Source organism: Terrabacter sp. MAHUQ-38 (assembly GCF_014518425.1).
Classification (GTDB): Bacteria; Actinomycetota; Actinomycetes; order Actinomycetales; family Dermatophilaceae; genus Terrabacter.
In genome coordinates, this window is sequence record NZ_JACVCU010000003.1 from 395,730 (window position 1) to 415,810 (window position 20,081).

General features: G+C 72.2%; 13 protein-coding genes. 7 read left to right on the plus strand and 6 right to left on the minus strand.

Going from position 1 to position 20,081, the window contains the following annotated elements; genetic code table 11:
• The first annotated feature begins 155 nt into the window (after window positions 1-155).
• From H9I49_RS12875 to H9I49_RS24470, 3 genes are all read left to right on the plus strand, one after another.
• Window positions 156-1,082 (plus strand): proline dehydrogenase family protein, encoded by a 927-nt coding sequence (locus tag H9I49_RS12875; RefSeq protein WP_188030769.1) that lies wholly within the window; start codon window positions 156-158, stop codon window positions 1,080-1,082.
• A gap of 43 nt (window positions 1,083-1,125) precedes the next feature.
• Window positions 1,126-2,754 carry an L-glutamate gamma-semialdehyde dehydrogenase gene (gene pruA / locus H9I49_RS12880; protein WP_188030770.1) on the plus strand — a complete coding sequence of 543 codons (1,629 nt, stop codon included), beginning with the start codon at window positions 1,126-1,128 and terminating at the stop codon, window positions 2,752-2,754.
• 119 nt (window positions 2,755-2,873) lie between these two features.
• On the plus strand, window positions 2,874-4,223 hold the full coding sequence (locus H9I49_RS24470; RefSeq protein WP_188030771.1) for an NAD-binding protein: 1,350 nt from the start codon (window positions 2,874-2,876) through the stop codon (window positions 4,221-4,223).
• A 72-nt stretch (window positions 4,224-4,295) separates the two neighbouring features.
• On the opposite strand, the gene H9I49_RS12890 is transcribed toward H9I49_RS24470, so the two are convergent.
• The 3 genes from H9I49_RS12890 to H9I49_RS12900 all read right to left on the minus strand — a co-directional run bounded on the left by H9I49_RS12890 (window position 4,296) and on the right by H9I49_RS12900 (window position 10,129).
• Window positions 4,296-7,202: an FAD-binding and (Fe-S)-binding domain-containing protein gene (locus H9I49_RS12890; protein ID WP_188030772.1), complete on the minus strand. Its 2,907-nt coding sequence runs from the start codon at window positions 7,200-7,202 to the stop codon at window positions 4,296-4,298.
• A 157-nt stretch (window positions 7,203-7,359) separates the two neighbouring features.
• Complete coding sequence (locus H9I49_RS12895; protein WP_188030773.1) at window positions 7,360-8,895, minus strand: aldehyde dehydrogenase family protein; 1,536 nt, start codon at window positions 8,893-8,895, stop codon at window positions 7,360-7,362.
• A 70-nt stretch (window positions 8,896-8,965) separates the two neighbouring features.
• The gene (locus tag H9I49_RS12900) at window positions 8,966-10,129 is read right to left on the minus strand and encodes an FAD-binding oxidoreductase (RefSeq protein ID WP_188030774.1); all 1,164 of its coding nucleotides are present in this window, start codon (window positions 10,127-10,129) and stop codon (window positions 8,966-8,968) included.
• 203 nt (window positions 10,130-10,332) lie between these two features.
• On the opposite strand from H9I49_RS12900, the gene H9I49_RS12905 reads away from it, so the two are divergent.
• Entirely contained in the window at window positions 10,333-11,277 is a 945-nt protein-coding gene (locus H9I49_RS12905) for a LysR family transcriptional regulator (RefSeq protein ID WP_188030775.1), read from the plus strand.
• Window positions 11,278-11,317: 40 nt separating this feature from the next.
• Here H9I49_RS12905 and H9I49_RS12910 read toward each other — a convergent pair whose 3' ends face one another.
• Entirely contained in the window at window positions 11,318-12,772 is a 1,455-nt protein-coding gene (locus tag H9I49_RS12910; RefSeq protein WP_188030776.1) for a VOC family protein, read from the minus strand.
• A gap of 5 nt (window positions 12,773-12,777) precedes the next feature.
• On the minus strand, window positions 12,778-13,923 hold the full coding sequence (locus H9I49_RS12915; protein WP_188030777.1) for a Glu/Leu/Phe/Val dehydrogenase: 1,146 nt from the start codon (window positions 13,921-13,923) through the stop codon (window positions 12,778-12,780).
• Window positions 13,924-14,147: 224 nt separating this feature from the next.
• Here H9I49_RS12915 and H9I49_RS12920 point away from each other — a divergent pair, with 224 nt between their 5' ends.
• The 3 genes from H9I49_RS12920 to H9I49_RS12930 all read left to right on the plus strand — a co-directional run bounded on the left by H9I49_RS12920 (window position 14,148) and on the right by H9I49_RS12930 (window position 17,924).
• Window positions 14,148-15,077: a LysR family transcriptional regulator gene (locus tag H9I49_RS12920; protein ID WP_188030778.1), complete on the plus strand. Its 930-nt coding sequence runs from the start codon at window positions 14,148-14,150 to the stop codon at window positions 15,075-15,077.
• 200 nt (window positions 15,078-15,277) lie between these two features.
• Window positions 15,278-17,515 carry an MASE1 domain-containing protein gene (locus H9I49_RS12925; protein WP_370587558.1) on the plus strand — a complete coding sequence of 746 codons (2,238 nt, stop codon included), beginning with the start codon at window positions 15,278-15,280 and terminating at the stop codon, window positions 17,513-17,515.
• A complete protein-coding gene (locus tag H9I49_RS12930) occupies window positions 17,508-17,924 on the plus strand; it encodes an STAS domain-containing protein (RefSeq protein ID WP_188030780.1) in 417 nt (138 codons plus the stop codon). Before H9I49_RS12925 ends, H9I49_RS12930 begins: the two co-directional genes overlap by 8 nt.
• Here H9I49_RS12930 and H9I49_RS12935 read toward each other — a convergent pair.
• The gene (locus H9I49_RS12935; RefSeq protein WP_188030781.1) at window positions 17,909-19,678 is read right to left on the minus strand and encodes a sigma-70 family RNA polymerase sigma factor; all 1,770 of its coding nucleotides are present in this window, start codon (window positions 19,676-19,678) and stop codon (window positions 17,909-17,911) included. The genes H9I49_RS12930 and H9I49_RS12935 overlap by 16 nt on opposite strands.
• Between the last annotated feature and the right edge of the window lie 403 nt (window positions 19,679-20,081).

The following is a 20,081-nucleotide window of genomic DNA, read 5'->3' on the forward strand; positions in this document are numbered from 1 at the left end:
CCTCCAGGGTTCCGGCCGCGTGTCTGCGGGCATCCTCGCAGGCGCTTTGAGCAGATGTCCAAGAGCTCGTCGAACCTGTGTGGCACCTGTCCGGTGCTCCCCCGTCGCCTCGGCGCGTAGGTTCGCCGCCAAGCACCCCGCCCGGAGGAGACACCATGCTCGGATCCACGCTGCTGACGGCCTCTCGAAGCCCGCGCGTACGCCGCCTCGTCACGAGCGCGCCCGGCTCTCGGCCCCTGGTGGAGCGCTTCGTCGTCGGGGAGACCACGGCCGAGGCCCTCGACGCGACGCGCGTGCTCACCGGGAGCGGCCTGGCGGTGACCCTCGACCATCTCGGCGAGGACACGCTGGACGTGGCCCAGGCCCGCGCCACCCGTCAGGTGTACGTCACGTTGCTCGGCGGCCTGGCCGAGCTCGGGCTGGCTGACCGCGCCGAGGTCTCGCTCAAGCTGTCAGCGGTCGGCCAGGCGCTGCCGCGCGACGGTCACGACCTCGCCCTCGAGAACGCCCGCGCCGTCGCCGCCGCCGCCGAACAGGCGGGAACCACGGTGACCCTCGACATGGAGGACCACACGACCGTCGACTCCACCCTCGCCATCCTCCGCGAGCTGCGGGTCGACTTCCCCGGCACGGGAGCGGTGCTGCAGTCCTGCCTGTACCGCACAGAGGCGGACTGCCGTGACCTGGCCCATTCGGGCTCCAGGGTCCGTCTCGTGAAGGGCGCCTACGCCGAGCCGCCGTCGGTGGCGTACCCCGCCAAGTCGGACGTCGACCTCGCCTACGTCCGCTGCCTGAAGATCCTCATGGCCGGCGACGGCTATCCCATGGTCGCCAGCCACGACCCGCGGATGATCGAGCTGGCCGGCGTGCTGGCCGAGCGGAACGGACGCGCATCCGGCAGCTATGAGTACCAGATGCTGCACGGCATCCGCACCGGCGAGCAGCGCCGACTCGCCGCCGCCGGGGAGCGGGTCCGGGTGTACGTGCCGTACGGCGCCGACTGGTACGGCTACTTCATGCGCCGTCTGGCCGAGCGTCCGGCCAACGTCGGCTTCTTCCTCCGCTCGCTCTTCACGCGCTGAGCCCACTGCCCTCCCCGCACCCCTGACCACCGAAAGGACCCCCATGGATGCCGTCACCCAGGTGCCCGTTCCCGCGAACGAGCCGATCAACGACTTCGAGCCCGGAAGTGCCGCTCGCGCCCGGCTCGAGCTGGCCCTCAAGGAGCAGGCCAGCCGCCACGTCGAGCTGACCGCCACGATCGGAGGCGAGCAGCGCCACGGCGGCGGCCCCGAGATCGCGGTGGTGCAACCGCACGACCACAGCCAGCGGCTCGGCACCCTGCGCGGCGCGACCCACGACGATGCCCAGGCCGCGATCGCCGCCGCCCGCGACGCCGCCCCCGCCTGGCAGGCCATGAGCTTCGACGACCGGGCGGCGATCCTGCTCAAGGCCGCCGAGCTGCTGTCGGGCCCCTGGCGCGACACCCTCAACGCGGCGACGATGCTCGGGCAGAGCAAGACCGCCGTGCAGGCCGAGATCGACTCGGCGTGCGAGCTCATCGACTTCTGGCGTTTCAACGTCGCCTTCGCCCGGCAGATCCTCGCCGAGCAGCCGGCGGCCAACGCGCCCGGCGTGTGGAACCGGCTGGACCACCGCCCACTGGAGGGGTTCGTCTACGCCGTCACGCCGTTCAACTTCACCGCGATCGCGGGCAACCTGCCCACGGCTCCGGCACTCATGGGCAACACCGTGGTCTGGAAGCCGGCCCCGACCCAGCAGCTTGCGGCGCACCACACGATGCGGCTCCTGGAGGAGGCTGGCCTGCCACCGGGGGTCATCAACATGCTGCCCGGTGACGGTTTGGCGGTCTCCGAGGTGACACTCGCGGACCCCGCCCTTGCCGGCATCCACTTCACCGGCTCCACCCCCACCTTCCAGCGCCTGTGGCGCACGGTCGGTGAGAACGTCGCCGGGTACCGCTCCTACCCGCGGATCGTCGGTGAGACCGGCGGCAAGGACTTCGTGCTGGCGCACCCGTCGGCCGATCCGGCCGTCGTGCGGACCGCCCTGCTGCGCGGCGCGTTCGAGTACCAGGGACAGAAGTGCTCGGCAGCGTCGCGCGCGTACGTCGCCCGCAGCGTCTGGGAGCGGATGCGTGACGACCTCGTCGCCGAGACCGAGGCCCTGGCGGTGGGCGATGTCACCGACCTCGGCAACTTCATGGGCGCGGTGATCGACGAGCGTGCGTTCGCGAAGCACCGCGCCGCGATCGACCGCGCCCACGCCGACCCCACCATCACCGTGCTGGCCGGGGGCACCTACGACGACTCCGTCGGCTACTTCGTGAGGCCGACCATCCTGGGGTGCACCGACCCCGACAACGAGGTGTTCACCACCGAGTACTTCGGTCCGATCCTCGCGGTCCACGTCTACGACGACGCCGACTTCGAAGGGGTCGTCCACGCGATGGAGTCGGCCTCCGCGTACGGCCTGACCGGTGCTGTCATCGCGCAGGACCGCGCGGCGATCGCCTACGCCACCAAGGCCCTTCGGTTCGCGGCCGGCAACTTCTACGTCAATGACAAGCCCACCGGCGCGGTCGTCGGTCAGCAACCCTTCGGCGGCGCGCGGGGGTCGGGCACGAACGACAAGGCCGGTTCGGCCCAGAACCTGATGCGGTGGACGTCGACCCGCGTCATCAAGGAGACGTTCGTGCCGGCCACCGCCCACCACTACCCGCACATGGGGTGAGACCGATGGGCGAGTGCCACTGCGGGGACCACTTGAGGCGCTGCGCGGGGTGCGGGCAGGCGCGCTGCCTGCGCTGCGACCCGTACGTCTCCGACGACTGCCGCTAGGTCGGCCGGCGCGTGTCCAGCGAGCCGGCGCCGGGTGGCCCCTACGTCGTCATCGGCGAGACGCACGTGGCGCGGCGCGTCTGCGCGTCCCTGCACCACCGCGGGTGCGAGGTGTTGCACCTCGTCGCACCCGGCGACGAGGAGCTGCGCACGGCGATGACCCGGCAGCCGCGAGGAGTCGCCGTCCTGCTGCACGACGACGTCGCGGCGCTGCGCTACGCACTGGCCTCGGCCCACATCGACCCGACGGCCGAGCTCGTCGTCACGATCTTCGACCAGACCGTCGCAGACCAGCTCGTACGTCTCCTGCCGCACTGTCACGTGACCTCGCCGGCGCAGCTGGCTGCAGCCTCGCTCGTCGCACCCTGCCTGGCGCCGGATGCCCTCGCCATCCGTCGCACCGGTGGGGAGGCCCGGGCACTGCGACGGTCCGGCGACGCCCTCGCCGCCGCACCCTGGGCCCTCGGTCGACGGGCCCGGTGGCAGGCTCGGGTCGGCCGGGTAGCGGGCCAGCTGCGCCCGCACGACACCGGGAGCCGCATCCTCGTCGCCGGGCTCGCGGGGCTTCTCGCCGTCCTGCTCGGCGACTGGGCCTGGCTGACGCTGGTGGCCGGACACGCGTCAGCAGAGGCGTTCCACGAGGCTGCGCGGGTGGTGGCCACGGTGGGACCGGCCACGGCTGAGGGAGAGCCGATGCGCTACCTGCTGGTGTCCGCCCTGGCCATGCTCGTCACCGTCGTCCTCACCGCGACGTTCACCGCAGGTCTCGTCGACCGGCTCCTCGGACCGCGCCTCGTCGGTCTCGTGGGTGCGCGCGCCCTGCCTCGGTCAGGGCACGTCGTCGTCGTCGGGCTGGGACAGGTCGGCCTGCGCCTGTGCCAGGAGCTGCAGCGGCTGGGGGTGGCCGTCGTCGGCGTCGAACGAGACCCGCACGCCCCGAACCTCCGGCTCGCCCGGACCCTGCGGGTGCCCGTCGTCATCGCACACGGCGGCGACCGCGCGGTGCTCGAGCGAGTGCGGCTGCATCGGGCCCAGGCGCTGGCCGCGGTGGGTTCCGACGACCTCGACAACATCGCCGTCGCGGTGGCAGCCCACGGTGTCGCCCCCGGGACACGCGTCGTGCTTCGCGCGGGTGAGCACGAGGCGATCGCCGAGACCCGGTCGCTCCTGTCCCTCGGCACGACGCGCGACGTGACCCGCCTGAGCACGACGTACGTCGTCGCGCGGCTGCTCGGGATCCCGGCGGTGACAGCCGTCGCCGGGCAGGAGGACGGCGACTACGTCGCCGTCCCGGACGAGGGCGGCGAGGGTTTCGTCCGGTGGCCGACCTCCCCGCGCGAGCAGTGCTGCCACGTCGACTGATCCGGCCCCCGCCCACCGGTGGCGCACTGGCGGATCCACCGCGATCGGCCAGGACCGTCGCGCGCCCCGCCCTCAGGGGGATGTACCTGCAGAGACCGGATCCGAGGGAAGCGCCGAGGCCAGCAGCTCGGCGAGGTGGAGGGCCTTCACGTCCGCGAGGTCGTCGAGCTGGGTCCGGCACGAGAACCCGTCGGCGAGGACCACTGCATGCGGTTGCTTGCGCACGGCGGGGAGCAGATGCTGTTCGGCCACGGCGACGGAGACCTCGTAGTGCCCCTTCTCGACCCCGAAGTTCCCGGCGAGCCCGCAGCATCCGGACAGCGCGGTGACGGTGGCGTTCGCGCGCGCCAGCAGGGCCTTGTCGACGTCCCAACCCATGACAGCGTGCTGGTGGCAGTGCGGCTGGGCGATGACGTCGACTCCTCCCAGGTCCGGGGGCGTCCAGCCCGACCGGGTCAGCAGCTCGCTCAGCGTCACGGTCGCTGCGGCGACCCGGCGGGCGTCATCGGTGCCCAGCAGCTCGACGGCATCGGAACGCAGCACCGCGGTGCACGACGGCTCCAGCCCGACGATCGGCACACCGGCCGCCGCGTGCTCTGCCAGGGAGGCCACCGTCCTGGCCAGGAGCTTCTTCGCCGCGTCGAGCTGCCCGGTCGTGATCCAGGTCAGGCCGCAGCAGTGCGACCGGCTCACGAGCTCGGCGCGGTAGCCCGCGTCGGCGAGGACACGGACGGCAGCGTGCGCTGCACCGGGTGAGAAGCTCTCGGTGAAGGTGTCGACGAAGAGGATCGCCGGTGCGAGGTCAGCGCGCGCCGTGGCGGCGTGCGTGCGGCGGAAGGTGCGCGTCGCGAAGGTCGGGAGGTTGCGACGCGGGTCGACGCCGGCCGCACTGAGCGCCACACGGGACAGGCCCGGTGCCCGCATCAGCGCGTTGACCACTCGAGGGGCACGGGAGGCGATCCTCGACCAGCGGGGCAGCCAGCCCAGCGAGTAGTGCGAGACCGGGCGCAGCCGGCCCTTGTACGTCTGGTGCAGCACCTCGGACTTGTAGGTGGCCATGTCGACACCGGTCGGGCAGTCCGACGCGCAGCCCTTGCAGGCGAGGCACAGGTCGAGGGTGTCGTGCACGGCCTTGGAGGCCCAGCCGTCGGTGACGAAGGTCCCGTTGACCATCTCCTGCAGGACGCGGGCCCGACCGCGGGTCGAGTCCTTCTCGTTGCGGGTGGCGACGTAGGAGGGGCACATCACGCCCTGGTCGTTGTCGGCGCGGCACTTGCCGACCCCGGTGCACCGGTGCACGGCCTCACTGAAGTCGCCGGAGTCGTGCGGATAGGCGAAGGCGAGCTGTCGCCGCAACGGCGGCGCCTGCAGGACCCGGACCGCCTCCGTCACCGGCGGCGGGTCGATGATGACGCCGGGGTTCAGCACCGCGTCCGGGTCGAAGACCCGCTTGACGCCGGCGAAGAGCTCGAGCGCCTGGGGCGAGTACATCAGCGGCAGGAACTGGCTCCGGGCGCGACCGTCGCCGTGCTCGCCGGACAGGGAGCCGCCGTACTTCGCGACGAGCTGGGCCGCCGCGGTCAGGAACTGCTCGAGGACGACGGCGCCGTCCGGCCGGTCCAGGGGGAAGTCGAGGCGCACGTGCATGCACCCGTCGCCGAAGTGCCCGAACGGGAATCCCGCCAGCTGGTGGGCCTGCAGCAGGTCCTCGAAGTCGCGCAGGTACGCGCCGAGCCGGGCTGGTGGGACCGCGGCATCCTCCCAGCCGGCGTGTGCCGGCCGGTTCGCGGTGCTGCGCCCGGACAACCCGGCGCCGTCGGCGCGGATCTGCCACAACGCGTTCGCCTCCTGCGCGTCGAGGACCACGCGGGCTTCGACGCAGGGGATGGAGGCGCTCAACCGGACGGCCTTGGCCTCGCACTCGGCGGCCGTGTCACCGGCGACCTCGATGAACAGCCACGCGCGCCCACCGGGGAGCGGCGGGACAGCGGAAGGCCCACGACGCGCCCGGACCACGTCCACGATCCGCGCGTCGAGCCCCTCGCAGGCCGTCGGCCCGTGTTCCATGACGTCCAGGACGACGTCCGCGGCGTCCGGCATGGTGTCGAACCCGAGCACGACGAGGGTGCGGTACCTGGGCGCCGCGACGAGGTTGACGCTCGCTTCCGTCACGACCGCGAGCGAGCCCTCGCTGCCGACGAGGAAGCGGGTCACGTCGAAGCCGTTCTCCGGCAGCAGGTGCTCGAGGGCGTACCCCGACACCTGCCGCCCGAAGGTGGCGAACTCGGTGCGGATGACGCTGAGGTTGGCGCGCACCAGCTGTTCCAGGTCCGCGAGGAGCCGCCCGGCGTCACCGTCATGGGCCGCGACGGCCGGCGTCCCGGACTTCAGGGCGAGCGACGCACCGGCAGCGGTCAGGGCCTGCAGCGCGACGACGTTGTCGGAGGTCCTGCCGTAGCCCAGGCTGCGGCTGCCGCACGCGTTGTTGCCGATCATCCCGCCGATGGTGCAGCGCGACATCGTCGACGGGTCAGGGCCGAACAGCAGCCCGTGTGCTCGGGCGGCGCGCTGCAGGCTCGCCTGGACGACACCCGGCTCGACCCGGGCCGTGCGGGCGGACGGGTCGATCTCGAGGATGCGGTTCATGTGGCGTGAGAAGTCCACCACGATGCCTGAGCTGATGGCGTTCCCCGCCACGGACGTGCCGGCGCCGCGGGCGACGAGGGGGATCCCGTGGGCGCGGGCCACGGCGAGCGTGGCGCCCACCTCCTCCGCGTCACGAGGACGGACGACAGCCGTCGGGACCAGCCGGTAGAGGGACGCGTCGCTCGAGTAGTGCGCGCGGGACGCGTCGTCGGTGAGCACGTCACCCACGCCGGCGCGGGCCAGCGCGTCCGAGACCGCGGCCACCGTCTCCCTGGACGCGGCCGTCGACGTGACGGAGGAACCGGGAAGAGTGAGCGGGTCGAGGTCACTCATGGCCGCGGCATACGTGTGCTGCCTGGCACGATCGGCGCGCCTCTTGTCGGTGGGCGATGGTGTTCATCGTTCGTCCTCGGGGTCGCATCGCGGCGACCAGCACGTGCGGCGGTCGTCGACAGGATGGGGAGGCCAGTGTCCTCCCCATCCTGTCGTCTCAGACCGTGAAGTTCACACCCTGGGCAAGGGGCAGCTCGCCGGAGTAGTTGACGGTGTTGGTCGATCGTCGCATGTACGCCTGCCAGGCATCAGACCCGGACTCGCGGCCGCCGCCGGTCTCCTTCTCACCGCCGAACGCGCCACCGATCTCGGCACCCGACGTGCCGATGTTGACGTTGACGATGCCGCAGTCGGACCCCTCCGCAGACAGGAACCTCTCGGCCTCTGCCTGGTCGCTGGTGAAGATGCTCGACGAGAGGCCCTGCGGGACATCATTGTTCAGCGCGATCGCCTCCTCGAGGGTCTCGTAGGGCAGGACGTAGAGCAGGGGCGCGAAGGTCTCCTGCGTCACCACCGCTGTCTGGGAGTCGATCCGCACGATGGCCGGTGTGACGTAGTACGCGTCGGGGGCGACGTCCTGCAGGGCGCGGTCGCCGCCGGCGACGAGCTTGCCACCCTCCTCCGCTGCCTGGGCGATGGCCTTCTGCATGGCCTCGTACGCACCGGCGTGGATGAGCGGACCCACGAGCGTTCCCTCACTCATCGGGTTGCCGATCGGCAGCCGGGCGTAGGCCGAGACGAGCCGGTCGGTCAGCGCGTCGATCACGGAGGTGTGCGCGATGACCCGGCGCATCGTGGTGCACCGCTGGCCCGCGGTCCCGGCAGCGGAGAACACGATGCCCCGGACTGTCAGGTCCAGATCTGCGGTCGGGCTCACGACGGCGGCGTTGTTGCCGCCGAGCTCGAGCAACGAGCGCCCGAAGCGGTCCGCCACCCGAGGCCCGACCGCCCTGCCCATCCGGGTGGAGCCGGTTGCCGAGAGGAGGGCGACACCGGGGTGGTCGACGAGTGCCCGGCCGACGTCGGCGCCGCCGACGAGCACCTGGGACAGGTCGGCCGGCGCGCCGACCTCCGCGATGGCCCGAGCGAGGATGGCGTTGCTGGCCAGGGCCGTCAGCGGCGCGAGCTCGGACGGCTTCCAGATGACGGGGTCACCGCAGACCAGCGCGATGGCCGTGTTCCACGACCAGACGGCTGCCGGGAAGTTGAACGCGGAGATGACCCCCACGACACCGAGCGGGTGCCAGTTCTCCATCAGCCGGTGGCCGGGCCGCTCGGAGACCATCGTCCTGCCGTACAGCTGTCGCGACAGGCCGACGGCGAAGTCGCAGATGTCGATCATCTCCTGGACCTCACCGAGCGCCTCGGAGGTGATCTTGCCGACCTCGAGGCTGATCAGGGTGCCCAGGTCCTGCTTGTGCTCGGCGAGCAGCTCACCGAGGCGCTTGACCAGTGCGCCGCGAGCGGGTGCGGGGACGGTCCGCCAGGCCAGGAAGGCCGCCCCCGCTCGGACCACGGCCTCGTCGACGGCGCCACCGTCGACCCACCGCACCGAGGACAGCGGCAGGCCGTTGACCGGGGACGGGGTCACGGCGTCGCCGCTGATCGCGTCGAGGTCGACGCCGCAGCGGCGTGCCGTCTCCGCGGCCAGGTCGGCGAGGGCGGTCGTGTCGGTGAGCTGTTGCGTGCTCATGGGCGGTGCTCCTTTGTTCTGGGGTCGGTCGGGTGCGCCGCGGCGCTGGCGGGATCCGCGCCGGCGCGGGTCACACGATGTTCAGCTCGGGTCGCGTCTCGCTGGCGGCGAAGCGCTCGGCGTGCAGGCTGGAGATGTCGACGACCGGGGGCCTGCCGAGGTAGAGGTCGCGCATCACCTCGCCGATGGCCGGGCCCATGAGGAACCCGTGGCCGGAGAACCCGGTGGCGTAGAGGAACCGGGACACCTCGCGGGCTTCTCCGACGAGCGCGTTGTGGTCCGGTGTCATCTCGTACAGGCCTGCCCAACCGGCGCCCAGACCCGTCTCGGCCAGCGCGGGGACCCGGTGCTCGATGGCGTCGGCGAGTCGCGGCAGCCAGCCGTCGGACCGCTTCAGCTTGAAACCGGGCGTCTCGTCGGGGTCGGACATGCCCAGCAGCAGTCCCGGACCCTCGCAGTGGAAGTAGAGGCTGGTGGAGAAGTCGATGGTGAACGGGGTCCTGGGGTCGAGGCCCGGCATGGGCTCGGTGGTGAGGATCTGGCGGCGCATCGGCTCGACCGGCAGGTCCACGCCGACCATGTCACCCACCGCCCTGGACCAGGCGCCCGCCGTGCAGATCACCGTGTCCGTGGCGATCGTGCCGCGGTCGGTCACCACTGCGGTGACGGCGCCGCCCGTCGAGGCGATGTCGCTGACCGTGCAGCCGCGAAGGAGGTGGGCGCCGGCACGACGAGCGGCACCGGCATACCCGAGCACGACCGACTCCGGCGTGCAGTGACCGTCGGTCGGGGACCACGAAGCGGCGAGGAGCCCCTCGGTGCTGACCAGCGGTGAGAGTGCCTTGGCCTCGTCGACCTCGATCATGCGGCTCGGCACGCCGAGCTCGTTCTGCAGGGCAACGTTCCGCTCGAACGCGGCCACGTGGTCCGGCTGGTCGAGCAGGAACAGGTAGCCGACCTGGTGCAGGTCGATCTCCTGGCCGAACGTCTCCCTGAACGTCTCGAACGTCCTGAGGCTGCGCAGCCCCAGCTCGATGTTCACCCGGTCGGAGAACTGCGCCCGCACTCCTCCGGCCGCCTTGCACGTCGAGCCGGAGCCGAGCTCGTCCTTCTCGACCAGGACGACGTCGGTGACGCCCGCGCGTGCCAGGTGGTACGCGGTGGACACGCCCATGACACCGCCGCCGATGATGACGACGGACGCGTGGCTCGGGAACTCCGGGCGCTGCGCCATGGGGGGCCTCGATTCGTCTGGCGTCGTGAGGGGCGGGCTGGAGCGAAGGCGGTGGTCCCGTTCCGGCGGGGTGCCGGCCCTGCGCGTCCGACGGGCTCTCTCGCCCCATCGTCCGGGCATCGCATGCTTCACGACAAGCGAACCTTTCTGGGCTTTGATGTTTAGAATCCGTGAAGTCCCGTCAGCGTCGGAGAGGGTTGCACGTGATCGCGTCCTCGCGGTTGAACCTCACGCAGCTCGCCACCCTGCGCGAGCTCGTCCGCAGGGGGACGCTGGCTGCGGCGGCCGAGCACCTCGGATACACCCCGGGCGCCGTCTCGCAGCACATCTCCTCGCTGGAGCAGGCACTGGGCGTGCCCCTCGTGCAGCGCTCTGGGCGACAGCTCGTCCTCACGGACGCCGGACGGATCATGGCCGACTACGCCAGCCGGCTGCTGTCACTGGAGGCTGAGGCGATCGCCGTCACGAGGTCCGTCGAGGGCGGTGCGTCCGGGCCTCTGGTCGTCGGCACGTGGGGCAGCACCGCCGTGGGCCTGCTGGCCCCGATCGTGGAACGCATGGCGTCCGAGTACCCCGACGTCGTCGTGTCGTCGCGGGAGGTCGACGTGGACGAGGCGTCCGGCTCGGTGCGCCACGGCGACGTCGACATCGCGTTCGGCCTCGACTACGCCGACGCGCCGATGCGACGCCAGCCGGGCCTGTCCGTCGTCGAGCTGCACCACGAGACGTTCGTGGTCGCACTGGCCTCGACGAGCGAGACGTCGGGGCGTCGCCGGAAGGTGGCCACCGCCGAGGAGCTGGCTGCCCTGAGCTGGATCCTCGCACCGGAGTCCAGCCAGTTCGGGCGGGCGGTGCGGGCGGGCTTCCGCCGCCGCGGGTTCGAGCCCCGCGTGCTGCACGAGGTCACCGACACGGGTGCCTCGCTGCAGCTCGCGGCCTCCGGGCTGGGAGCGACGGTCGTGACGGACCTCATGCGCCGGCTCAACCCCAGCCTCGAGCTGGCGACGCTGGAGATGGCCGACCCCCTGACCCGTCAGATCGTGCTCATCACCCGTGGCGGATCGAGGCCGCGAGAGCCCGTCAGGGTGTTCGTCGAGGTGGCCCAGGACCTTGTGGCCGAGATGCTCGGTCCCGAGGCTCGCGCCTGAGACTGCGGCGACTGACCTCGCGACGACCGCAGGGCTCGGGCTAGGGCGAGATCGTGCGCCCGAGCACTGCCTCTGCAGCGCTCAGCGACGCCGCCGACTCCTGCGCGTAGATGTCCTCCGGCACGTTCACCTCTTGGCCCAGGACGTCTTCCATCCAGGACAGATCACGTTCGGCACCGCCGTGCTCCGCGTCCACGGCGCCGCGATCCGTGAGGTTCGACGCGAAGATGCCCGCGGCTGACCGGGGCAGGAAGTCCTCGTAGACGATCGGTTCGGGACGCAGCACGTCGGTCGCGACCAGGCCCGCGACCGTGCCTCGTCCGAGAGCGGCCACCTGCTCTGGGGCGGCCGTGCCCCCGGCGACCGCGTCGTCGACGGTGAAGGCGAAGAATCCCAGGCCCTGCGTGCACAGCTCTCGTTCGGTCGCCGGGAACCCCTGCGCCCACACCTCGGGGGCGATGTCGGCCCGGCTCAGCTCCGGGTTCGCGGCGACCCGGCGGTCGGCCTCGGCCGTCACCGCGTCGAAGCGGTCGCGCCCGGCGGGCGTCAGCGCGACCCCCCGGGCCTCGACCTCGCCGAACCGCACGCGCAGCGCGCCCTCGGTCACGCTGCCGTCCGGGTGACGGAACCTGCGGGGCTCGGACAGCGCCCGGAACGACGTCTGGCGCAGGAGCACATCGGGGCCGTCCCACCGAGGCGGCCCCTGGATCTCGTCGATCATCTCGACCCCTCGCGCCTGCATCGAGGCGTAGAGGTCGTCGATGTCGAGGACGCGTGGGGTGAGGTGGTTGATGTGGGTGGTCGTGACTCCCCCGATGTCGGCGGCCACTCCGGAGACCCGTTCCAGCTCGGCGTACCACGTGCGGTCGACCGGCTCGGGCGACAGCGCGAACGCGGCCGTCGCCAGGTCCAGGTAGCGGTCCGCGTCGGCGGACGACAGCTCGCCGTGGGCGACGGCGCGGTCGGCCAGCGCGAGCAGCTCGGGGGGGAACAGCTCTCGGGCCTCGATGAAGCGCTTGAGCCTGCCCTCGAGATCGACGTCGAAGAACCGGCGGTCCTCCGGGACGAGGACGGAGGTGAACACCCTGAACGGGTTCACGGCGAGCTCGGCCCGGTCAAGGGGACGGAACGCCGTGGACACCACCGGGATCGGCGCCGGAGCCGCGTCGCGCAGGTCGTAGAACCCGCACGGGAACATGCCGAGGGCGCCGAACACCCGAGAGACCTGTTGGAGCTCGCGCGGCGACCCGACGCGGATCGCTCCGTGGCGTTCGGCGGTTACCCGCTCCATGCTGCCGAGCCGCGCGGCGTCGGCGCCGCGGCGGGACATGACCCGCTGGTTCACCTCCTGCGACACCGTGACCAGCGTGGTGTAGGCCGGCACCTCGCTGCCGTACAGCGACGACAGGCGGGCCGCGAACCTGGCGCGCAGGTCGGTGCTGCTGACGGTCGTGGCGCTGCGCGCCTGCGGTCCGACTGCGTTCGGGCTCTTCATGGACGTCACCTTCCGTCGACCTGGCCCCGGAGCCGCATCGCGGCGCGCACGCGTTCCTGCGCGATCTCCCGGGCCGTGGCGTGAGTGGTCAGGTCGCGGGCGCGGGCCTCGGTCACGACCGTGACGGTGTTCTGCCGCAGCTTGGCCGAGATCATCGGGAAGACGTCGTCGGGGTCGACGGTGAAGGGTGAGTACCTCGCATCCATCGAGTGGGCGGCAGCCACGATGCCGCCGGCGTTCGCGACGAAGTCGGGCACGACAGTGACGCCCCGGCGGTGCAGCACGTCGAGCGCGTCAGGGGTCGTCGGCAGGTTGGCGCCCTCGACGACCAGCCGGGCGGTCGTCCTGAGTGCCAGGTCCCTGTCGATGACGTCCTCCCGGGCCGCCGGGATGAGGATCTGGGCATCGGCGGCGAGCGCGGCAGCAGCGGCCACGGCACCGCCGTACTCGACGACGCAGTCGTCACCGGCCTGCTGGCGCAGGTCCACGAGCTTGCCGATGTCGATGCCGCCTGCATCGACGACAGCGCCGCGGGAGGTCGACACGGCCGTGACCACGGCGCCGAGCTCGTCGAGCCTCTCGGCCGCGGCCTGACCAACGGCACCGAAGCCCTGGATGGCGACCGTCGCCCCCCGGATCGGCAGCGAGATCGCGGACGCTGCGGCATCCGTGGCCTCGGCGACCCCGAAGCCCGTGACGCCGAGCTCGTCGTAGGGCAGGCCGCCCAGGACCCGCGGCAGGCCCACGGCGGCGCCGCGGTCGCCGAGCTCGTCGACGAAGATCGCGGCGTCGGACTCGGTCAGCCCCATGTCGAGGCCGAAGACGTACTCGGTGGGCACCTCGTTCGAGAGGGCTCGCGCGAACGCCCGGAGGATCTCCTCCTTGTTCGGTGCGGTCGGGTCGCCGAGGATGCCGGCCTTCGCGCCTCCATGGAAGAGGTCGACCCCCGCCCACTTCCACGTCATCGTCCGAGCCAGCCGTGCGACCTCCGGAACGCTGAGGTCCGGGCTCATCCGGGTGCCGCCCTTGCCGACACCGCGAGCAGTGTTGTCGATGACGAGGACGCCGCGCAGCCCCGACCTGCGGTCGGAAACGCATACGACCTTCTCGGGCCCCCACTCGTCGATGAGCTGGAGGGTGTCGACCTGCATGCCGTTCTCCTTCGTTCGTCCCCGTCCAGCCTGCCGCGGCACGGGACCCTCCGGAAGGTGCTGCAGCCCTCGCCGTTCTGGATGCCCGGTAAGCATCTCTGGTGCTCGCAGAGACGACCGCCGACTATCCTCGGCGGTGCACGCGCCGTTGGTCGTCGCCGAGCTGGTCCTCGACCCGTCGAACACGAGGTGGCCACTGCGACACGGAGGGATCAGGACTCGTAATGCTCAACCCGGTGCACCTGCTGACCCTTACGACAGTGGTCAGGTGCGGGTCCTTCGCCGATGCCGCACGCCAGCTCGGCTACACGCCGTCGGCCGTCTCGCAACAGATCTCGACGCTCGAACGCGGCCTTCGGGTGCAGCTGTTCGAGCGCGACGCACGCAGCATCCGGCCCACGCCCGCGGCGGAGTTCATCGTCGCGAACTGCGGCGCCGCGTTGGGTTCGCTGCGCACTCTCGAGGACGACGTCAACCTGCTGCTCGGGGGCGTCATAGGACGCCTCAGGGTGGGCAGCTTCCCCTCGGCGAGCGAGCGGCTCCTGCCTGCTGCACTGTCGGAGTTCAGGCGTGACAACGAGCGCGTCGAGATCGGTCTGGACGAGGGTGAGTCCCATGAGCTGATGCCGCTGCTGCTGGCTCGCGAGCTCGACGTGGCGCTCGTCTACCGGTACGCGCTGGTGCCGCGCCCGTGGCCCCGTGGCGTGATGACGCGGCGCCTGCTCACCGAGGACCTCCTGCTCGTCCTCCCAGCCGATCACCCCCAGGCCGGCCACGACGTGGTCGACGTCTCGAGCCTCGCCGGCGAGACGTGGGTCTCGACGCGCAACGGGACGGCGGCTGCCACGATGCTGCGCCAGCTGTGCCGCGGTCACGGGTTCGAACCGTCGGTCTCCTACCGCAGCAACAACTACGGCGTCATCCAGGGCCTGGTGCGCGCCGGTCTGGGTGTCGCCGTCATCCCGGCGCTCGGTCACCAGCCGCACGACCAGCTGGCGGTCGCCCGAGTGGGCCCCGAGCCGACTCACCGTCACGTGTTCCTGGCGGTCTCGCCGACTGCACCACCACCACTCGTCAACGCCATCACGACGGCTCTGGAGCAGGCGAGCCGGGATCTGGCCGCGTCGGCCCTCGGCGTCTCGTCGACCGAGTGAGTAGCAGTCCGGTGCCGAGGGCCGACCAGCCTATGGCGGGCACGCTCCCCTGCCCCTGCGTCCGGTTGGCCCAGGGTGACCGTGGTGAGCTCGCGTCTGCCGAGTCCGACAAAACCCTCGTCCGGAGACGCTCGGCTGCCTACGCTCGTGGTCATGGTGGGGTGCAGGCGGCCGGACAGCTCCCGAAGATGACACAAGGCGTGGACGCAGCGGGAACGTCGGGTCCTGTCGGCGTGCCCGCGACTGGTCGCGCCGAAGCAACCAGACGCCACAGCGGCGGCACAGGTGCCACCATCATCGAGACCAGCGCCGCCACCAGCACGTCCACCCGTGCCCTTCGGCTCGTCGGCATCGCCGTCGCCTACTACCTCGGGGCCCGGCTCGGCCTCAACCTGCCCCTCGTCGGCAACGACGTCACACCGCTGTGGCCGCCGACCGGGATCGCCGTGGCCACGCTGCTCGTCGCGGGCCGTTCCTACTGGCCGGCCGTCGCCGTCGCCGCCCTGGCCGTCAACCTCCCGATCAGTGCGACGCCGCTGGCCGCGGCCGTGACGGCCGTCGGCAACACCCTGGCACCCGTGGTGGCCGTCACCCTCCTGAACCGGGTCGGTTTCCGCCGCCAGCTCGACCGGCAGCGCGACGCGATGGCGATCGTCTTCCTGGGGGCCCTGGGGAGCATGCTGATCAGTGCCACCATCGGCTCGGTCACGCTCGTCGCGTCAGGCGCCATCTCGGTGCAGCAGCTGCCCACGGCGATGGCGGTCTGGTGGACGGGCGACGCGATGGGGGTCCTCGTCGTCGCGCCCTTCCTGCTCTGCCTGCCGCTGTTCTGGGAGCAGCCGCGCTGGCCGACGGTGCAGTGGGTCGAAGGGGCGGCGATCCTCATGGTGGCGACCGGCGTCGTGACGGTGGCCTCGTTGACCGACCTGCCCATCCTCTTCCTCACCCTCCCGGTGGTCGGCTGGGCGGCGTGGCGGCTGCAGCTGCGCGGCGCCGCTCCGGCGGCTCTCATCGCCTGCCTCGTCGCGACGTGGTCGGCCGCCACGATGTCCGGCCCTTTCGAGGGCATGAGCCTGTTCGCGCAGATGGTCACCCTCCAGGGCTTCAACGCCTCCGTCGCCCTGACGTCGTTCTTCCTCGCCGCACTCGTGAGCGAGCGCATGGCCGCTGCCGCTGCCCTTTCCGACGCCGCCGCCGAGCTCGAGGCGCGGGTCGAGCATCGCACCGCGCAGCTGGCTGCCGCCAACACCCGGCTCGTCCAGGAGATCCATGAGCGGTCCGCGGCACAGGAGCTGCTGGGCCACGAGGAGGCCCGCGCCCAGCGCGAGCACCAGATCGCCGAAACCCTCCAGCGCAGCCTCCTGCCGGACCGCCTCCCCGACGTGCCGGGCGTGGCCCTCGCCGCGCGCTACGTCCCGGCGACGGCGGACCTCCAGCTCGGCGGCGACTGGTACGACGTCGTCCAGCTTCCCGACGGACTCATCGGCCTCGCCATCGGTGACGTCGCCGGGCACGGGCTCCAGGCGGCGGCGACCATGGTCCAGGTCCGGATGGCCCTGCGGGCCTATGCCCTCCAGGACCCGTCACCCCCGCAGGTCATGCTCGGCGTGCACGGGCTCGTCGCACAGCTCCCCGTGCCGGAGATGGTGACGCTGCTCTACCTCGTGTTCGACCCCTCGACGCGCCGCGTTCGCTGGACGAACGCCGGCCACCCGCCGGCCCTGGTCATCGGCGACGGGGCGGGAGCCTTCCTCACCGGCGGCCTGTCCCCGCCGATCGGTGTCACCGTCGACGGCGGCTTCACCGAGCAGACCCGCGTCCTCGAGCAGGGCGCGACGCTCCTGCTCTACACGGACGGTCTCGTCGAGCGGAGAGGCGTGTCGATCACCGAGGGCCTGGACCGGCTCCGCCGTGAGGCGGCCGCCGCTCCTGCCGACGCCGACCTCGAGTCGCTGTGCGACCTGCTTCTCGACACCTTCCTCGTCGAGCACCACGTCGAGGACGACGTCGCGATCATCGCCATGCGCCCGGCGGCATCCGTCGACGGCGAGCTGACCCTGCGCCTGCCGGCCGAGGCCCGCAACCTCGTCCAGGTGCGCGGCGCCCTGCGCCGCTGGCTGCGCGAGAACGGCGTGCCCGAGACCGATGTCAACGAGGTCCTCGTCGCCGCCGGCGAGGCGTGCGCCAACGTGGTGCAGCACGCCTACAGCGCCCAGGCCGACGCCGGCGACCTCGACGTCGAGGCCCGACTCGGAGACGGTGGGCTCGAGGTTCTCGTGCGCGACCATGGCCAGTGGCGCCCGGCCGCCGACCGCGGCGGAGGCTGGGGGCTGCAGCTCATGGAGGCGCTGATGGACGGGGTCGATGTCGAGCAGACGCCCGGGGGCACGGAGGTCCACCTGCACCGCCGCGTCGAGACCGGGGTGTCGCGTGAGTGACCTCGCCCGCATCGAGGCCCGGCGCACGGGCCCGGCCCACGTCGTCCATGTCACGGGCGAGGTCGACCTGTCCAACGCCCAGGAGCTGACCGATGCCGTCGCCCGCGACGTCCCCGACGACGTGACCCTCGTCGTTCTCGACCTCACCGGCACGACCTACGTCGACAGCGCGACCATCGCGACGCTCTTCCGCCTCTCGTCCCGGCTGCGCGAGCGCCGCCAGGAGCTGCGGCTCGTCGTGCCTCCGGACTCGCCGATCCGCGCGGTTCTCGAGCTGACTCACCTGAGCCACGTCATCCCGATCGACGAGCAGCCGTATGCCGTCCCGTCGGAGCCGCCGGAACCGCCGGAGCTGCCGGAGCCGCCGGCGCCACGAGCGCCGGGCGGCGTCGATCAGAGCAGCGGGTAGCCGCCGGATCCCGCCAGGAGCTCCCCCGACTGGTCCTCGAACGCTGCGCTGAGCTCGCCGGTCGGCCCGGACCGGGTGCGCGTCACCTCGATGACGAGCTGACCCGCGCGGAGCCGGTCGTCCAGGACCCGGGCCGGGCTCGAGACGTGCTCGGACGTCCGCGCCCCGTGCCGGTCGAGCACCGACGTGATGAGCCAACCATCCGGCACCTCCAGGTGCGCTTGGTACGTGCCCTGGTCGCCCGGTGCGAGCACCAGCCGCGTCACGGTCCCGACCAGGCCCGGGGGTGGCTGTGTGGTCGTCGCCGGCGACGTGCTGGAGGTGCTGGAGGTGCTGGAGGTGCTCGACGGGCTCGCGGCTGTCGAGGTGGCCGCCGAGGTCGTCGTCCCGGGTGGGTCCACGGTGCCGCCCTGCACGCGGGCCGGCTCGAGCAGCCCGGCCTCCTCGGCCGTCGCGACGCCGATGACGGGACCCGGGCCGCGGCCGGCGCCCGTCGCACTCGTCTCGGTGGCCTGGGTGGCCTCGGTGGCCTCGGTGGCCTCGGTCGTGTTCGGCCACGCCGACTCCGAGCCACCCGGCGCACGGGACCGCGAGTCGCGCCCGGTCGACGCGTCGGCCGCCACCTGGCCCGCAGGCTGGGACTGGAGCAGGAAGAGCGCGGCCGCCACGATGATCGCGACCGCTGCGACGACGGCGGCCGCCGAGCGGCCGGGCACCGAGAGCACCTTCCCGACGACGGTCGACCCTCCCGGCGCGGCCCCCACGTCGACGCCCAGTCCCTCGATGTCGTCGAGGAACGCCTCGACGCCGAGGACCGGCTCGGGTGTCCCTCCGGCTTCTGACCACACTGCCGCACCGAGGTGCCCCGCCCCGAGCGCACCCGGGGCCGAGGACCCGACACCGGCGCCCGCTCCTGCGGCCGCGGCGAACGCGCCAGGCAGCAGCGCCGGGGCGACCCGCAGCCGGATCGCGGCGTCGACGTCGATGACGTCGAGCACCGCCGCACGACACCGCGCACACCCGTCGAGGTGCTCGTCGACGCGCTGCCGCGCCTTGGCCGTCAGCGAGTCACGCACGTAGCCGCCGAGCTGGCGCCGCACCTCCCGGCACTGCAGGTCACCGGCGTTCGCGACGAGCTCTGACAGGAACACCTGGCGCAGCCGCTCACGCGCGCGCTTGCTGCGGCTGGCCACGCCGTTGGGGGTCGTGCCGAGGCGCGGGGCGAGCCGGTGCGGCTTCTCCTCGTGGACGACGAGCTCCCACAGCAGTGACCGGGACTCGTCCGGTAGTGACCGCCAGGCTGCCCACACGGCATCGCGTTCCTCGGCCTCGACAGCCGCGTCCTCCGCGGACGCGTCCGACACGCTGTCGACGGCTGCCTCGTCGTCGGTGAGCACGACCCGGCTCGTGTAGCGGCGGGCCACGTCGATGTTGACCCGGCGCAGCGTCGTCAGCAGGTAGGGCCGGAACGCCGTGTCGGGGCCGCCGCCCGATCGGATCGCGTCGAGGGTCCGGGTGAAGCTCTCGCTGACGAGGTCGTCGACGTCGCTCGGTGAGGCGATCCGGGTGGCGAGCCGCCGTGCCGCCGGCTCATGCCGCGTCCAGAGCTCGGCGTATGCCGTGTCGTCCCCGCTGCGCACGCTGTCCACAAGAGTCGCGTCGCGCGCCGGTACACCGAATGCTGACGCGTCCTCGACCCCCACCACGCCGGACACGCCTGCGTCGTCGCCGTTCTCTTCGTGCGCCCGCTCCACGCTCTCCCGTCCCTGGTCTGCCGGCCTGCTTCCGGCACATCGACCCGTCGTCCCGACTGGTGCATGGCCGGGCGCCGGGTCTCGTCCCCGACCCGGTCCGCGCGTCAGCAACGCACCTCACGCATCCTTCCCCTTGGAGACGCCGCAGGGGGCGAATCATGGCGCGACATGCCCACGGATGTGCACGGTCCACGCGGCTTGTGCGGGTTTGGGAGCGTTTGCGACACAGCTCGCCCGGATCGGCGTCTCCTCGTGTGACGCACTCTCTCGGACGGCGCGCCGGCCAGGGGGCCGACGCAGCCGTGGGGGCCGGGCCGAGGGTGCGTGACGGCCGGCCGCGATGGGCGCGGTCGGCCGAACGGTGGTGGGTGCTCCCGCGGAGGGGACGGGAGCACCCACCGAA

What these genes read in the sequence shown, in the direction of transcription:
- H9I49_RS12875 (WP_188030769.1), top strand. Translation starts at nt 156, where the DNA reads ATGCTCGGATCCACGCTGCTGACGGCCTCTCGAAGCCCGCGCGTACGC.
- pruA (WP_188030770.1), top strand. Translation starts at nt 1,126, where the DNA reads ATGGATGCCGTCACCCAGGTGCCCGTTCCCGCGAACGAGCCGATCAAC.
- H9I49_RS12890 (WP_188030772.1), bottom strand. Translation starts at nt 7,202, where the DNA reads ATGAGTGACCTCGACCCGCTCACTCTTCCCGGTTCCTCCGTCACGTCG.
- H9I49_RS12895 (WP_188030773.1), bottom strand. Translation starts at nt 8,895, where the DNA reads ATGAGCACGCAACAGCTCACCGACACGACCGCCCTCGCCGACCTGGCC.
- H9I49_RS12900 (WP_188030774.1), bottom strand. Translation starts at nt 10,129, where the DNA reads ATGGCGCAGCGCCCGGAGTTCCCGAGCCACGCGTCCGTCGTCATCATC.
- H9I49_RS12910 (WP_188030776.1), bottom strand. Translation starts at nt 12,772, where the DNA reads ATGAAGAGCCCGAACGCAGTCGGACCGCAGGCGCGCAGCGCCACGACC.
- H9I49_RS12915 (WP_188030777.1), bottom strand. Translation starts at nt 13,923, where the DNA reads ATGCAGGTCGACACCCTCCAGCTCATCGACGAGTGGGGGCCCGAGAAG.
- H9I49_RS12920 (WP_188030778.1), top strand. Translation starts at nt 14,148, where the DNA reads ATGCTCAACCCGGTGCACCTGCTGACCCTTACGACAGTGGTCAGGTGC.